Genomic DNA, 15,913 nt, shown 5'->3' with positions numbered 1-15,913 from the left:
GGTTGCTGCAAATGTCATCACTTAAACGCATTCCATGCAGTATACCTTTTTCAACAACACGGTCAAACAATAAATGGGATTTAATCCTCCCCGGAATATTACCGGCTGGCCTTCCTGGCCTTTTCAATGAGATCGTAAAGTGTGGAAACCTTATCCTGGGGAGGGGTCAACAGGGCTTTGATCTCATCTGGTGTGTAATGGGATTCCATGAACCCCTTGATGTCAAATCGTTCGTACCAGCAGTCAAAAATCTTAAAACAGGGAGTACTTTGACCTGCCATGCGACAATAAGAAAAATCCACATCATGGCCCAGACGTCGACAATATCCCCGTTCCATATCATACTTATCTTCATCCATGTAAACACACCTCCTGCGAAATGCCATAAAAAACAAGGGCGACCCACCGGCCGCCCCAAAATCAAATCACCCGAGCATTCCTGCACATGGTTACAAAAACACCCATAAACCAGACCTGCCCCCCAATATTAAAGTTTGGGAACAGGATTGCCCTTGATGCTTCTTTCCAGGGTGGCATCAAGCTCTTCCTGGGAGAGTTCAAGATTAACCAGTTCCCCGGCCATATAACGGCTGTACCCATTGAGATCCATGAGTCCATGGCCGCTCAAGTTAAAGATGATGACCTTTTCTTTTCCCTCTTCCTTGGCCTCTTTTGCCTTTCTGATGGTGGCGGCAATGGCGTGACTGGTCTCCGGGGCCACGATCATGCCTTCTGTTCTGGCAAAGATCATGGCCGCCTCATAGCATTCCAGCTGCTTGATGGACATGGGGCTCATCAATCCGTGGGCCACGGCCTGGGAAACCAGAGGGGCCATGCCATGGTAGCGTAACCCGCCGGCATGGATGGGGGCTGGTACAAAATCATGTCCCAGGGAGTGCATGGCCAGCATGGGGGTCATTTTTGCCACATCGCCATGGTCATAGGCAAAGGGAGCCCGGGTCAGGGTGGGACAGGAGGCCGGTTCCACCGGAATGATCTCAATGTCCTGGCCGTTGATCTTATCCTGGGTAAAGGGAAAGGCAAGACCGGCGAAATTGCTGCCGCCACCTGCACAGCCGATGACGGTATCCACTTTTTTAATGCCTGCAATTTTCAGCTGTTTCTGGGCCTCAAGGCCGATGATGGTCTGGTGGAGCATCACGTGGTTCATGACACTGCCAAGGGAGTAACGGGTCTGGCCCGTGGTGTCGGTTACGGCTGCCTCCACCGCCTCGCTGATGGCCATGCCAAGACTTCCCGGGGTGTCCGGGTATTTAGCCAGAATCTCCCGGCCCGCATTGGTTTCCATGGAAGGGCTGGCAATGCAGGTGCCCCCCCAGGTTTCCATCATGGCCTTTCTGAAGGGCTTCTGGTCAAAACTGATTTTCACCATGAATACCTTGCATTCCATGCCCAGCAGGGCACAGGCATGGGAAAGTGCACTGCCCCACTGCCCTGCCCCGGTTTCGGTGGTGAGTTTTTTAATGCCGAATTCTTTGTTATACCAGGCCTGGGCCACGGCGGTATTGGGTTTATGGCTGCCCGCCGGGGAGACACTCTCATCCTTAAAAAATATTTTGGCCGGAGTACCCAGGTACTTTTCAAGATGAACAGCCCGGCGCAAAGGAGATGGACGCCACCGGTACAAAAGATCCAGAACCCCTTCCGGGATATCAATCCAGCGTTCCTGACTTACCTCCTGTTCGATGAGATTCATGGGAAAAACAGGTGCCAGCATATCCGGGCTGATGGGATTACCGTCAGGTCCCAGGGGCGGGTTGGGGGTTCCAGGCAGGTCTGCTGCAATGTTGTACCATTGTTTGGGGATGTCTGTTTCATCCAAAAAAATTTTTACGGCCACGCTGCTCTCCTTTAAATAAAAAATTATCTATACATCCAACGTTTCTTTTGGTAGAAACAAAATCTCAGTTTTCACTTTTTTTGTCAAGATGATTTTTGGGGTATGATCATAACATCTGACACCCGACATCGTTCATGGACCAGCGGGCTCAAGCTTGCCCTGTTGTGTTTTCAACAAAAACGTCAATAGCGCAAGCATGCCCCCCAGTGTGAATAATATTTTATATGAAACTACGTCTAACATACCGCAATTATTAGAGTTTCATTTTTCGTTGTGGCTGCTGGTAGCAGCCATGTATGTTATATGAAAAGGTAGCCTTCAAGTCTACCTCAGCAGAGCCCCTCCCCCGATGGGCAATAGGAACCGGACAATCGAACTGTCTACAGTTCCGGGGCCCATTGCCCGTCGGGGGAGGGGCGGCATAATGCCATTTGGCTCCGCGTCTACGACCCTATCTTCGTTGTGTCCGACAGGACATGTGGGTTATAATCAAGCTCGATTTTTTCAGTAAAGGAGATCTCCAATGAAACGACTTTTTCTGCCAGTTTTACTATTGTTATGCTGTACCCTCATTATCCCCACCGGGATGGCCCGGGCCTATGACCTGCCCTCGGTGAACCTTGGATTCACAAGCTTTCTGGATGGGGGGCCCCCGGCCGGGCCAGGCTTTTATTTTTCCCAGTATTTACAGTTGTGGACATCCGACAATTTCACCAACGTTGATGGGGATGCGGCACTTCCTCCCTTTGCCGACGAAGATCTTAGGGCCTGGATCGGCATTTCCCAATTTATATATCAATCCAATCAAACGCTTTTGCTGGGGGGGAAATGGGGGGTGAATGTGATGATTCCGGAAGTGGGGCTGAATCTGGATTATGGAACAGACAATGCCAACTTCCCCCAGGATAACGGCAACGGCATCGGCGATATTCTGGTAGGCCCCTTTCTACAGTGGGATCCCGTCATGGGAGCCAGGGGGCCGTTGTTCATGCATCGCATCGAATTACAGATGATTTTCCCCACGGGGGAATACGACGAAGACAAAGAACTCAACCCCGGCAGCAATTTTTTCTCATTTAACCCCTACTGGGCCTTCACCGCCTTTCTGGGGCCTAAATTCACTGCCAGTGGACGTATCCACTATCTGTGGAACGGGAAAAACGATGATCCCGGCCGGGGGTACCAGGCCCTGGGGGCGGATGACACCCAGGCTGGACAGGCCTTCCATGCCAACTTTGCCATGGCATATGAAATCTTACCCCACCGTTTAAGGCTGGGAATCAATGGATACTACCTGAAACAGATGACAGCCACCCAGATGGATGGCAGGGATGTGGCCGACAGTAAAGAGCAGGTCTTTGCCATGGGGCCGGGGATGATCTACCATTTCTCCCAGAATGATCACCTGATTTTTAACACCTATTTTGAAACCGCTGCGGAAAACCGACCCGAGGGAAATCGGTTTAATGTTCGGTGGGTTCACCACTTTTAAACGCCTCTGTTTTTCTCCCATGAATCCATGGGAGAAAGACCTATCCAAGGCCCTTAAGCCCATGGAACCTGCTCTTAATAATCTGGGCAGCCTGGATGTCATCCACCGGACGAGAGTAGAAAAAGCCCTGAATATAGTCACATTTCAATCCCCGGAGGGTCTCAAGCTGTTCAACGCGTTCAATGCCTTCTGCAATGACTTCAAGGTTCAGATTATGGGCCAGGGCAATAATGGCCTTTGCAATGGCCAGGTTTTCATGATCTTTGTTAATGTCATCCACAAAGCGTTTATCCATTTTCAGATAATCCAAAGGAAATCGTCGTAAATAAGCCAGGGAGGAGTATCCGGTGCCAAAATCATCTATGGCAATGCGGATACCGGTTTCTTTAAGGCGATTGAGCTGTCCAATCACCGATTCTGGTTTTTCCATCACAGCACTTTCCGTGAGTTCAGCAATGAGAAAATGGGGGGACAGATCAACGCTTTCAAGGGCGTTGCGCAGGGTTTCTCCCAGATCATTGTGCATGAACTGCCGGGGTGAAATATTAACACTCATGCTTAACCCCTGTGCCTGCGGTAGTTTTGTGTGCCATGTTTTCAGCTGACGGCATGCCTGTTGGATCACCCATTGCCCAATGGGAATGATTAAGCCGGTGTCTTCTGCCAGGGGAATAAACGCACCTGGAGAAACCAGCCCCCTTTGGGGATGATCCCAGCGCAGCAGGGCTTCGAATCCCCTTATTCTCTCGGTTTTTGCACACACCTGGGGTTGATAATAAAGAACCAGTTCATTGCGATCCACCACTTCTCTCAGATCATTTTCAAGTTGCAGGGCATCGTGGGTTATCTTGTGAAGTTTCCTGCTGAACACCTTGCATCTGGACTTTCCCATGGCTTTGGCTCGGTACATGGCGATATCGGCGTCCCTTAAAATATCTTCTGATTTGTGATAAAGGGAGGTATTGATCACAATACCAATACTGGAGCTGATGGACACATCATTGCCATTGATATTAAAAATGGCCGCCGCCTGCTCCTTCATTCGCCTGGCAATGTTCATGATTTCCTTTGAATCACCGATATCTTCCAGAAGAACTGCAAATTCATCACCACCAATGCGGGCAACGGTATCCATGGAACGGACACAGGTGAGAAAACGCTGGGCTGTTTTTTCCAGAAGAATATCTCCGGCAGAATGGCCCAACGTATCATTGACCCATTTGAATCGATCCAGATCAATCATAAATACAGCAAAGTGGAAATTGGGTTTACGCCGCTGGCGGGCCACGGCCTGGCCCAGACGCTCCATGAAAAGAATACGATTGGGAACCCCTGTGAGACTGTCGTAAAAGGCCTTTCGATAGAGCTGAGCCTCCAGCTCTTTTCTCTGGGTAATATCCTGGTATACAAAAAAAAGTCCTTCAATCATACCGTTGATCAATATGGGAAATCCCAGAAGAGATACAGGGATGGCCCTGTCTTCACGATGTTTTCTCCGGGTTTCCTTGTGGACGGTGTTACCGGAGAGAATGGTTTGACGAATGCTCGTCATTTCCAGAAGCAGGTCATCGGGCACAATGATGCGGCAATTCTTCTGATGGGAAATATCATGGGCCGAATATCCAAAAAGCAACTCAAACCCCCTGTTAACCCGGATAATATTTCCATTAATATCTGTGGAAATCACCGCCTGGGGGGACCCATCAAACAGCTGCTGGAAATAGGCTTTCTGCCTTGATATCTCTTCCTCCTTCTGTCTGGGAATGGTGATATCTCTAAAAATACCCACATGAAAGGACTCATCTCCCACAACGGCCCGGGTCACCACCGCATCCATGGGAAAGGTTTTTCCATTGTATTTTTTACCCGTAATCTCCATGCGGCATCCTGAAAGGAGGGCTTTCATCAAAGCATTCTCCTCTCCATGGTTTTCCCTGCCGGAACCATCAAGATGATTGTATGCTTTACCCTCGCTGTTCAATGGATCTTCTCCAGCATTCCTGAATCCCCTTGAATCGGTGTCAAAGAGATGGGTCATACGCAATCCGGAAAACACCTCACTGGTACCATCATACCCAAACATGGCGCATCCGCTGGGATTCATGCTCATCACCCTGAAATCATCCCCGGCAAAGGTGATAATGGCATCCTTTGCCACGGAAACGATGGCTTCCGTACCGGCAATGGCATTTTCAAGGGCCATCATCACCTTGTTATATCTTGCGGCAATGACACCGGTATCCGTAAAAGGATCCACCGGCACCCGAAGTGAAAGATCTCCGGTCTCCTCCTGCAGCTGCATGATTCTGAAAAAATCAGCGGTTTCAGTCTTTGCTCCATGCTCGGAGATATTCAACCCGATCTCCTCGCTATGTGCGGAAACCCGCAGCGGAATCATCCGGTCAATTCTACGAATAATAAACAGAGGAATCACAAAGGCCAGCACAAATGCCGCTGCAATGCCTTCCACCTGCACCAATAACTGGGAATAAAAATCAAGCCCTGTCTGGAGAACCGAAGGCGCTCCCAGCAGGGCAACGGCAAGGGTACCCCAGACACCACATCCCAGATGCACGGGGACCGCCCCCACCGCATCATCAATGCCATAGTAAAGCAGCACCTCCTCCACCACAAGGCATACGCCACCGGCAATGGCACCGACGAAAATAGCCTGGGGAATGGTCACGCAATGACAGCATGCCGTCACTGCCACAAGACCTCCCAGGGAGCCGTTGATCAGATAAGAGGTCTTTGCAATACGATTGTAAAGAAGGCCTGCAAACAGTGCAGAGACAGCGCCTGCAGCCCCTGCCATCACGGTGTTAACGATGATCCCCGGTACGCTCCGGTCGATGGTCAAGGTGCTGCCCCCATTAAAACCGATCCAGCCGATCCACAGCAAAAGTGTGCCCAGCACCGAGAGGGGTAAATTGCTGCCATGGATCTCCACAGGCTTGCCATTTCCATCAAATCGTCCCTTCCGGGACCCCACCACAATAAGGGTGGCCAAAGCCACCCATCCGCCCACACTGTGCACCACTGTGGAGCCGGCAAAATCAATGAACCCGGCAGCACCAAGCCACCCGGAAGGATTGCCGGAATCAATTCCATTCCATGCCCAATGGCCAAAAATGGGATAGATAAAAACAGACAGCAGTATCACAACAATGAGATAAGCGGAAAAACGCATGCGTTCCGCCACTGCACCGGAAAAAATAGTGGTGGCGGTACCACAGAACATGGTCTGGAAAAGAAAAAAGGAGGAAAGATGAAAGTCATCGCCGAAATCAGCCATAAACCCAGAAATACCGATGAGTCCGGACTGGGACATCCCAAACATCAAACCAAACCCCAGGAGCCAGAATCCCATGACGGAAAAAACAAAATCTGCAAGATTTTTAATGGCGACATTGATGCTGTTTTTGGATCGAGTCAGACCCGATTCAAGGCACATGAATCCCGGTTGCATTAAAAAAACAAGGACTGATGAAACAATCACCCACAAATTATCCAGAACAGAACTGCCCATGATCATCAAATTCCCTTTTTCTATGAAATTCCTTTCTTCAACGTTTGTATGAAAGAGTTCACAAAACGCCACCATTATTGCTTTTTATAACTGATATGACAGACAACGCCTGTCACCACTAAGATGCTGCATTTTTTTTATAAAAAGCAATGAATGTACCACAACATTGATGATTCAATTTTGAAGGCTTATTCCGGAAGGGAGGGGCAGATATTTGTATTGAGGGCTGAACCTTTTAACACGGGATGATCCAGTTTTTTATCCTGACAATGCCTGATATGGTACGGTTTTATGGGGCACAGCACCCACTTATGACATTCGTAATTTCAGGGTTTTATAAAAAATCAGGAAGTTTAAATTTATCAGTTGTAATGCGTCAAGATCCAATCCAATAAAAACATTATTGCATTCTCTGCAAAATCAAATCACATTTATGTAAAAAAGACAGGAATCTAAACACAAGATAGCCTCAAGATGGGGCTTACTCACAAAATGTGCCACTTTGGAAAGGGCATTGGCTCGTGTTATGAGCAAGCCTCTCCATTTCAAATTTTATCAGATAATTTCCTGGCAATGAGCATAGACACCACGCCGATGCCGGCGGCAAGAAAAACCCCCGGCACCATGGGCAGCAACGCCTGGAATTTTTCAGACCCCGTGGCCAGCATAACCTTGCCGCCGGCAATGGTGTCAAACAGCCAGGAATCCTTGATGCTGCCATAGACCAACGTATAAATGAGGGCACCCAACAGGCCACCCACAGAAAAAAACTGGGCATCCCTGCGTCCATCCGCCAGGGCGGTCAGGCTTGTGCGGGGCAATAACCGGCCACGGCAAACCCCAGTCCCAGGAGTGCTCCGCCCACAGTTACGCCAATGTAACTGCTTAACACTCATAAGCCAACCCTGAATCCAATTAGAATGGGCGCATTAGAGCTACCATTTATCCCGCAATGCCCGCAATGCAGTGAATTCCCCAAGGGTCCGGGCCTGGAGAAAGGGATTTATTTCCCGCTCAAGGCCCATGGTGGTATTTTTACCGCCCCAGTCTTCAAATTGAGACATGAACACACTTGCCTTTTCATTACCATTGGCCATGGCAAACCCCAGGTTGGTCTCCATGTAATCATGGCCAGGATAAAGGATGCACTCATCGGGCAAAATATCGTTAAGGCTCTGGATAGTATCAAACAATGTTACCACATCCCCGCCGTTATGGCAGTTTCCCACCCCGAAATTAAACAGCACATCTCCTGCAATAATACCGGTGATAACGCCCCGTTCCCACAGCAGAAACACAAGATGATCCATGGTGTGTCCGTTGGCGGCTTTCACCTCAATGGTGGTGTGAATATCCAGAGGGATAAGGGTTTTTTCCAGAAGCGCCTCCCGGAACAGGATGGGTGCACCGGAAAGAGTTGCCAACTCGTCATTGCCCCGGGTATGATCCGGATGCGTATGGGTATTGATAATCCCCTCAATGGTTATGGACTGTCCATCCAGTTGATCATACACCTCTTTCCCATCCCAGGGGTCCACGCACCAGGCCTTTTTATTGTCTCCCACAACTGCATAGGAATAATTGGCCCACCCATCCCGGGACAGCATCTGAATTACCTTCATTCTCTCCTCCATAAATACAATTAATTTCAAAACTGCGGTTGATTTTTGCATAAAAACCATCATAATGCAAATTTAGCTCCCATGGACGGTTGAAGCCTGCCCGCAGCAATTTTTTATATAAAACTCCGTCTAAAGAACTGCAATTATTATAGTTTCATTTTTCGTTGTGGCTGGTATTTACAGCCATGTGGGTTTTATATGAAAAGGCAACCTCCAAGGCAACCTCAGCAGAGCCGCCCCCCCCGATGGGCAATAGGAACCGGACAATTGAGCTGTCTACAGTTCCGGTCCGGGCCCATTGCCCGTCGGGGGGAGGACGGCGGCATAATACCATTTTCTATCTTCGTTGCGGGCAAAACCGGATCAGAATACGGTCGGTCAACCCGTCGCAGTTATATCAATATAACTCACGACCTTGGAGAAATTATTGAGATATGTTTTAAGACTCATATGTTTTATACTGGTATGCTTAGGAGCATACCCTTATCGTGTAACGGCAGGGAATACCCCGGCAGAAAATATTCCACACCACCCAATCCAGGGAAACCCCGCCCGCCCCATCCTGCACATGGGAATCCATGTATCAAAATTTAATACCCTGGATCCGCACAGGGCAGCCTCCACCAGTGATCGAATTCTGGCGGACATGCTGTACAACGGGCTGGTTCGTTTTAAGCCCGGCAACTCCCGGCAGATGGAACCGGATCTGGCAGTTGAAATTCCGGAACCCGTCATGGTTCGGGGAAAACAGACCTGGACCTTTAAATTAAAAGAAAATATTTTTTTCCAGGCATACCCCGGAGAATCACCCGAAAAACTAACAGCCCTGGAAGTATGCAAGTCCTTTATCAAAGCGGCTGATCCCCAGAGATCTGCCTACGCCGGTGGGTATGAGGGCATTTCTGTGGTGGTAACAGGCCCCCATACCCTTCGGTTCACCGTGGACCCGCCCCAGTCTCCCCTGCTCTTTCTTCCCAAGGTGGCCAATTATGCCGGTGGATTCATTGTCAAGGAGACAGTTGATGAAAGGGGAATGCTGCGCCTCAAGGGCACAGGTCCCTTTTACTTCATCAACGCCCCCGATGACCGCCATCTTCTGCTTAATCCCCATGATGACTACTTCCGGGGAAGGCCCCTTTTGGGGGGTGTGGATATACATTTTTTGCCCGATGCAGATCAGCGGTTATCCGCCATTGTGGACAAAAAAATGCACGTCATTGTGGGAGAGGCCGACGCCCGATGGCTTCAGCGGATCAAAGATAAAAGAGATCTCAGGCTGGACAGTTTCGGGGTATCGGAAATCGTCAACATCTATTTCAACACCTCAACCCCCCCTTTTTCCGACATCCGGGTGAGAAAGGCCGTGGCCTATGCCGTGGACCGCAATCAGTTTCTGGCCCCCTTTGGCCCGGGGCTGGTTTATTCTGTTTTTTCCCCGGTTCCGCCTTATATGCCGGGTGGATTAAAGGAACAGGAGATAAAAACCCTGGGGCTGGATTATGCCGCAAACATTAACAGGGCAAAGCAATTAATGGCCGAAGCAGGATTAACACATGGATTTAAGATGGATGTGGTGGTGTCAGAGGTGGGCTCTTTTTCCAATAATTATCGTACCCTTCAAACCCAGTTGGCCGCCATCAATATCACCATGACCCTGCACCTGGTGGACCATGCCACCATGCACCGCCTCATCAGACAAGATTTTAATCCCATTGTGATTTACGAAGCATTCAGGCCCAACACCGACGAATTTTTAAGTCGTTTTTTCCACTCCAGCGCCACCATATCTTCCGGGAAAACGCCTGCCACCAATTTCAGCCATTACAAGGGAATTGATGAACTCATTGAAAAGGCCCGCCTGGAACGGTTCACCTCCCGGCAGATAAAATTGTGGGAATATGCCCAAATAAAGCTGCTAGAAGAGATGGTGGTATACCCCCTCCACCAAAAAAATCAAATCTATGTCCGCTGGGACACCGTGGATTATGGCCATCCTATTATTTCCACCACAGCTCTTTACCCACAGTTCACCGAAAAAACAACCATTCAAATCCAGCGGGGCACCCTGCAATGAAAATCCATCACAAATTACTGGGGGTCACCCTGCCCATCGCTCTCATCGCACTTCTTATGGGATCTTATGTCACCTTTCATCTTTCCCAGCAGGCATTGCACCAGATCGCCCAGCGCTGGCTTAAAACCCGTCTCGATGAGGCAATCCACGTCATTCATCAACAGGAAACCTTCCTTAGAATGTACGGCATCACCAACATCCATGCAGGTACCCACAAGGCCCAATACGATGCCAAACGAGGACTTGCGGCCATTCAAATCGGAAAGCGTGGCTATGTTTATATCCTTGATAAAAAAGGAGATATCTTGTTCCATCCCGATCCTAAACACATTGGCACTTCCATGGGTCAGAGTCCATGGTTTGCCCTTGTTCAACAACAAACAAAAGGCGAACTTAACTATACCTGGCAGGGAGAAAAGCACCTGGGGAAATTTGACTGTTTTGAACCCTGGGGATGGATTGTCGTAGCAACAGACCCCTACAACGAAATCTATGGTTCGCTTAACAAGACAAGGGATTATCTCCTGGGCATGGCCCTGTGGGGGTCCATACTCATCTCGTTTTTTATTGTTGTGATGACACGAAAAATTTTTAACCCCCTCCAGCTACTTGTAAAAGGTGCGGAGATGGTAAAACAAGGCAAGCTGGACATTCAAATTCCCATAAAAAGCACCGATGAAATGGGCAATCTCTCCCGGGTGTTCAATGCCATGGCCCAGGAGTTGAAAAAAAACCTGGAAACCCTTCAAACATCGGAACAGCAACTCCATTATCTCAATTCTCAACTGCTGACGGCCCAGGAGGATGAACGAAAAAGAATATCCACAGAACTCCACGACGAGGTGGGGCAATCCCTCACCGTTATGAAGCTTAAAATGATCATGGTGGAAGAAGGACTTACGTCCAAAGATCATGCCGCAAAAAAAGAATGTGAAGAAATGGTGCAGTACATAGACATGACCATTGAAAATGTCCGACGACTGTGCCGGGATTTAACCCCCACGGTGATCGCCGATCTGGGTCTGGCGGCAGCGTTGATGTGGCTCATTGAAAACATGGAGCACCATTTTGACATTGCAGCAGATATTGACCTTAACAATGTGGATGAGATATTATCCCTGGAAAGACAGCTTCTGGTGTATCGTATTTTCCAGGAGGCCCTGTCCAATGCAGTTAAACATGCCCAGGCCACCCGGCTTGAACTTACCGCCAGCCAGGCACAGCACGAACTTATGTTTTCCATTAAAGACAACGGAAAAGGCTTTGACATGGGCCATGTTCGATGCAGAGGATATGAAGAACGGGGCCTGGGACTTGCCACCATGCAGGAACGGGCACGCATGCTGGGGGCCAGCATTGAAATAAAAACCAGCCCCGGATGCGGAACCCGGTTGCAATTTACCGTGCCCGTTGATAAAGGAAGTAAGCATGGGAACTTATAAAATCATACTGGCCGACGACCATAAGCTGCTGCGCCACGGCATCAAGCAGATTATTGAAAAAAACCAGGAAATCAAAGTCATTGCCGAAGCCGGTGATGGGCTGGAGCTTTTAAAACTCCTGGCCACCCACATCCCGGATATGATTGTTCTGGACATTGCCATGCCAAAGCTGCGGGGCATTGAAGCAGCCATTGAAATAAAGATGCTCCATCCGGAAATCAAGATTCTCATTCTATCCATGCACAAAAGCCTTCAATACCTTCACCATGCCCTGTCCGCCGGGGTGGACGGCTATCTTTTAAAGGAGGATGCCCCCCGGGAGCTTGCCTCGGCCATTGACACCATCCGCAATAATGACACCTATATTTCTCCTTTAATGAGCAAAGAACTCAACAATGACATTGCCCAATCCTACCGTACGGGTAAATCCTCAACCCCCTTTGAGCCCCTTACCCTGCGGGAGCGGGAAGTGCTTAAACTCATTTCAGAAGAGAAATCCAACAAGGACATTGCGGAACTGTTGAACATTAGCCTGGCCACGGTGAAACACCACCGGGCCGCCATCAAAAAAAAGCTTAATATCCGAAAAACCGCCGGCCTTGTAAAATATGCCATTCGCAAAGGATTGACCACTTCGGGATAATGCCCAGGTGAAGAGGGACTCACTTGGCTTGGCTGCTTCAGCTCTTGTTCAGGATGCTGCAACGCGGGTCAAACCCGTTCTCAACCCGGCATTAGGTGCACTGCAGGCGGACTTAACAATACGAATATAATCCTGCGCATACCGGTGCAATGACCGTACTTGTTCATTGCATGGGCCATTTATCATGTTTGATGGGCCCAACGGGGTCATGCGTGTGTTATTGACACTTTTGACACAAGCTCGTATTTAAACTAAAATTTCAGCAAAAGTGTCAATAACGTAATCCTGCCCCCCCCCCAAGAGTGGCCCATGTTGTGACCAAGCCCCAATGACCTGAAATTTTTTTGAACCATATCCAGTTTTGATCTGTGTTCCAATTTTCTTAATTCTTAAACGAATGTGGATTCTTTACATTTGGTTTGATTTATTTTAAGCCATAACATACAATAAGATATTTGAATGGCAATATGCAAACAATGTTGCCAAATATTTCAAATACCCCGCTTGGGGGGCCTTATTTCCAATGTAGACTTGTTGGAACGACAACGCCGTTGTCCGGAAATCCTTCCATAATAATTGCGAAAGGATAAAAATCATGGGTGCTCCTGTTAAACTACTTAGATTTTCCCTCGCCGGTCTCCAATATGCGTTACATCTTGAATCCGTTGACAGGGTGGTACGCTCGGTGGATGTCACTCCATTGCCCAAGGCCCCGGAGAGCGTTCTTGGTGTAGTTAATGTTCAAGGCCAAATTTTTCCGGTCTTTAATATCAGAAAGCGTTTTGGGATTCCGGACAAGGAAATTGATGTGACGGACCAGTTGATTATTGCTTCCACGATAAGACGTACGGTGATTCTTTTGGTGGACAGCGTCACCGGAGTCATGGAATGTTCAAAGCAGGAGATTACCAAAGCAAAAAAAATCATCCCGGGCATGGAATACATTGAAGGCGTAACCAGCTTCAAGAATGGCATGATCCTCATCCATGATCTCGATACATTTCTATCTCTTGATGAAGAAAAAGCCCTGGAAAATGCAATGACAAAAGAAAACAAAACCAATAAACACTAATGATACACTCGATTTCAAAATCATCACTTTTCTTGATTAGTGAGTTTATCTCCGATAAGATGGGCATTTCTTTTCCCAAAGAACGGTGGCATGATCTTAAAAGAGGTATCGCGTCCGCCACCCTTGAATTCAATCATAAAGACCCGGAATCTTTCATTCGCTGGCTGACATCCTCACCACTTACAAAAGATCAGATTGGGATACTGGCAACTCATCTCACCGTGGGAGAAACCTATTTTTTTCGAGACAAAAACGTTTTTAACGCCCTTGAAATGCACATTCTTCCTAAGCTGATCCACGCGCGGTGCAATACCGGCAAACAATTGCGATTCTGGAGCGCAGGCTGCGCAACAGGTGAAGAGCCATACTCCCTGGCCATATTACTTTCAAAAATGATCCCTGATCTGAGTGATTGGAATATCACCATTTTGGCTACGGATATCAATCTTCAATCTTTGAAAAGCGCTTCAAACGGGGTATACACCCAATGGTCCTTCCGAAGTACCCCCGAGTGGGTCAAAAACAAGTACTTCATAAGAACAAAAGACGGTTATCTCAAAATCCATCCACTGATCAGAAATATGGTCAAATTTTCATACCTTAACCTTATGGATGATTGTTATCCCTCAAGGACTAACAATACCAATGCCATGGATGTGATTTTTTGTCAAAACGTGCTCATGTATTTTCCCCTGAAATATACCAAACAGGTCATCAGACGCATATACCGAGCCCACGTCAATGGTGGGTGGTTGGTGGTAAGCCCGGGAGAAATGCCCCTCAAATTTCGTTCACCATTTACCACTGAACATCTTTACAATGCTATTTTATACAAAAAAGATAGCTATCAAACGCCTTTAGAAAATAATCTTAAAACAAAACAAATATTCCCTATCCCGGAAATTTGCCTTGATTCTCAAAAAGATTTTCAGCAGCAAATTGTCTTCCCGGAACAGACTGAGACGATTGATGAAATCATAGCCCAGCCCATGGAAGTTCAGTTGGAATCTTCCAAATCCATGGGGCTCGAGCAGCCTTCCTGTGGACATTCCCTGGAACTATTTGAGAAGGGCTATTATACTGAGGCCGTCGAATCTCTCCATGAATTATTGTCACACCGCCCAAACGACATCAATGCCATGATCTTGTTAGCGCGGGCATACGCCAATAAAGGATACCTTGCCAAAGCAGCCAAGTGGTGTGAGAATGCGATCCACGCTGATAAACTTAATCCGTCCTTCCATTATCTATTATCAACCATCATGGCCGAGCAGGGCCGGGTGGAGGAGGCGGTGGTCGCGCTGAAAAAGGTACTCTATCTCGACTATAACTTCGTGCTTGCCTATTTCTCCCTGGGAAATATCAACCGCCAGCTGGGTAAGCTGAAAGAATCAAAAAAAAATTTTGATACTGCCACTTCACTTTTGGGCAAACTGCAAACAGAGGAGATATTGCCTGAATCAGGGGGAATAACAGCAGGCCAGCTCAAAAAAATTCTCAAATCCTTATCCAGTCAGGGGGCAGTAAATGACCAATGATGATGATATAAATTCTAAAAAAACACACTGGAAGCAACTCCATCGCCGCCTGGACGTGTCAAAGACTGCCATTGAACAAGGATTTGCAGTGGCCCCGGAGGAAAGAATCAAAATCCTTAAAAAAAGAGCTGAAGTGCTCTCCAGGAAGGCAAAACCCATTGAGGAAAAAGAGGAGGAAATTGCAGTGGTGGAATTTATCCTGGCCCATGAGAATTATGCAATTGAATCCAAATACATCAGCGAAGTTTATCCGTTAAAGGAATTCACCCCCATACCGTGCACTCCGGACTTTGTCCTGGGGATCATCAATCTACGTGGAAGTATTCTTTCAATCTTAGACTTCAAAAAATTCTTTGGCCTGCCCGACAAGGGAATTGCCGACTTCAATAAAATTATCATCATAAATTCAGAGTTTAACAGGTTCGGTATTCTATCTGACAGCATAATAGGCATTCGCTCCGTCCGGGCAAATGAAATTCAACCCCCGCTGCCGACGTTAACCGGAATCGGCAGGGAATATCTCAAGGGCGTTTTAGAGGACAGGATCATTGTTCTTGATGCGGCAAAAATAATATCCGATCCCAAAATAATCGTGCACGAAGAGGTTGGTTAGGATTGGGGTGCATTCCCAGGATTGTTG

The 15,913-nt window shown here is 48.0% G+C and carries 12 protein-coding genes and 1 pseudogene; 8 read left to right on the top strand and 5 right to left on the bottom strand.

Features of this window, described 5'->3' with window-relative positions; translation table 11 throughout:
- Positions 1–98 precede the first annotated feature (98 nt).
- Both ACYQ2M_RS16290 and ACYQ2M_RS16285 read right to left on the bottom strand, forming a co-directional pair.
- Complete coding sequence (locus ACYQ2M_RS16290) at positions 99–359, bottom strand: hypothetical protein (RefSeq protein WP_459917422.1); 261 nt, start codon at positions 357–359, stop codon at positions 99–101.
- Positions 360–487: 128 nt separating this feature from the next.
- Positions 488–1,861 (bottom strand): TrpB-like pyridoxal phosphate-dependent enzyme, encoded by a 1,374-nt coding sequence (locus ACYQ2M_RS16285; protein WP_459917421.1) that lies wholly within the window; start codon positions 1,859–1,861, stop codon positions 488–490.
- A gap of 523 nt (positions 1,862–2,384) precedes the next feature.
- Between ACYQ2M_RS16285 and ACYQ2M_RS16280 the strand changes: the two genes are divergently transcribed.
- Positions 2,385–3,353: a SphA family protein gene (locus tag ACYQ2M_RS16280; protein WP_459917420.1), complete on the top strand. Its 969-nt coding sequence runs from the start codon at positions 2,385–2,387 to the stop codon at positions 3,351–3,353.
- A 40-nt stretch (positions 3,354–3,393) separates the two neighbouring features.
- Here ACYQ2M_RS16280 and amt read toward each other — a convergent pair whose 3' ends face one another.
- From amt to ACYQ2M_RS16265, 3 genes are all read right to left on the bottom strand, one after another.
- Entirely contained in the window at positions 3,394–6,882 is a 3,489-nt protein-coding gene (gene amt, locus ACYQ2M_RS16275) for an ammonium transporter (protein WP_459917419.1), read from the bottom strand.
- 545 nt (positions 6,883–7,427) lie between these two features.
- Complete coding sequence (locus ACYQ2M_RS16270) at positions 7,428–7,703, bottom strand: hypothetical protein (protein WP_459917418.1); 276 nt, start codon at positions 7,701–7,703, stop codon at positions 7,428–7,430.
- 114 nt (positions 7,704–7,817) lie between these two features.
- The gene (locus ACYQ2M_RS16265; protein WP_459917417.1) at positions 7,818–8,504 is read right to left on the bottom strand and encodes an MBL fold metallo-hydrolase; all 687 of its coding nucleotides are present in this window, start codon (positions 8,502–8,504) and stop codon (positions 7,818–7,820) included.
- A 427-nt stretch (positions 8,505–8,931) separates the two neighbouring features.
- On the opposite strand from ACYQ2M_RS16265, the gene ACYQ2M_RS16260 reads away from it, so the two are divergent.
- The 7 genes and pseudogenes from ACYQ2M_RS16260 to ACYQ2M_RS16230 all read left to right on the top strand — a co-directional run bounded on the left by ACYQ2M_RS16260 (position 8,932) and on the right by ACYQ2M_RS16230 (position 15,886).
- The gene (locus tag ACYQ2M_RS16260) at positions 8,932–10,578 is read left to right on the top strand and encodes an ABC transporter substrate-binding protein (RefSeq protein ID WP_459917416.1); all 1,647 of its coding nucleotides are present in this window, start codon (positions 8,932–8,934) and stop codon (positions 10,576–10,578) included.
- A complete protein-coding gene (locus tag ACYQ2M_RS16255; RefSeq protein ID WP_459917415.1) occupies positions 10,575–12,020 on the top strand; it encodes an ATP-binding protein in 1,446 nt (481 codons plus the stop codon). Before ACYQ2M_RS16260 ends, ACYQ2M_RS16255 begins: the two co-directional genes overlap by 4 nt.
- The gene (locus tag ACYQ2M_RS16250; protein WP_459917414.1) at positions 12,007–12,663 is read left to right on the top strand and encodes a response regulator; all 657 of its coding nucleotides are present in this window, start codon (positions 12,007–12,009) and stop codon (positions 12,661–12,663) included. Before ACYQ2M_RS16255 ends, ACYQ2M_RS16250 begins: the two co-directional genes overlap by 14 nt.
- A gap of 595 nt (positions 12,664–13,258) precedes the next feature.
- Entirely contained in the window at positions 13,259–13,735 is a 477-nt protein-coding gene (locus tag ACYQ2M_RS16245) for a chemotaxis protein CheW (RefSeq protein WP_459917413.1), read from the top strand.
- Positions 13,735–14,496: pseudogene (locus tag ACYQ2M_RS16240) on the top strand (CheR family methyltransferase); the annotation flags it as partial. The gene ACYQ2M_RS16245 and the pseudogene ACYQ2M_RS16240, both read left to right, overlap by 1 nt.
- A gap of 12 nt (positions 14,497–14,508) precedes the next feature.
- Positions 14,509–15,273, top strand: coding sequence for a tetratricopeptide repeat protein (locus ACYQ2M_RS16235; protein WP_459917445.1), 765 nt, complete (start codon positions 14,509–14,511; stop codon positions 15,271–15,273).
- A complete protein-coding gene (locus ACYQ2M_RS16230; RefSeq protein ID WP_459917412.1) occupies positions 15,263–15,886 on the top strand; it encodes a chemotaxis protein CheW in 624 nt (207 codons plus the stop codon). The genes ACYQ2M_RS16235 and ACYQ2M_RS16230 overlap by 11 nt, the downstream gene beginning before the upstream one ends.
- Positions 15,887–15,913 lie beyond the last annotated feature (27 nt).

This window comes from Desulfocicer niacini, assembly GCF_054657595.1.
Note: the sequence above shows the minus strand (reverse complement) of the source record. Positions and strands in the feature narration are given on the sequence as shown.

Coding starts and splice junctions, on each gene's coding strand:
- amt (WP_459917419.1), bottom strand. CDS start 6,882: ATGGGCAGTTCTGTTCTGGATAATTTGTGGGTGATTGTTTCATCAGTC.
- ACYQ2M_RS16290 (WP_459917422.1), bottom strand. CDS start 359: ATGGATGAAGATAAGTATGATATGGAACGGGGATATTGTCGACGTCTG.
- ACYQ2M_RS16250 (WP_459917414.1), top strand. CDS start 12,007: ATGGGAACTTATAAAATCATACTGGCCGACGACCATAAGCTGCTGCGC.
- ACYQ2M_RS16235 (WP_459917445.1), top strand. CDS start 14,509: ATGCCCCTCAAATTTCGTTCACCATTTACCACTGAACATCTTTACAAT.
- ACYQ2M_RS16245 (WP_459917413.1), top strand. CDS start 13,259: ATGGGTGCTCCTGTTAAACTACTTAGATTTTCCCTCGCCGGTCTCCAA.
- ACYQ2M_RS16265 (WP_459917417.1), bottom strand. CDS start 8,504: ATGAAGGTAATTCAGATGCTGTCCCGGGATGGGTGGGCCAATTATTCC.
- ACYQ2M_RS16280 (WP_459917420.1), top strand. CDS start 2,385: ATGAAACGACTTTTTCTGCCAGTTTTACTATTGTTATGCTGTACCCTC.
- ACYQ2M_RS16230 (WP_459917412.1), top strand. CDS start 15,263: ATGACCAATGATGATGATATAAATTCTAAAAAAACACACTGGAAGCAA.
- ACYQ2M_RS16255 (WP_459917415.1), top strand. CDS start 10,575: ATGAAAATCCATCACAAATTACTGGGGGTCACCCTGCCCATCGCTCTC.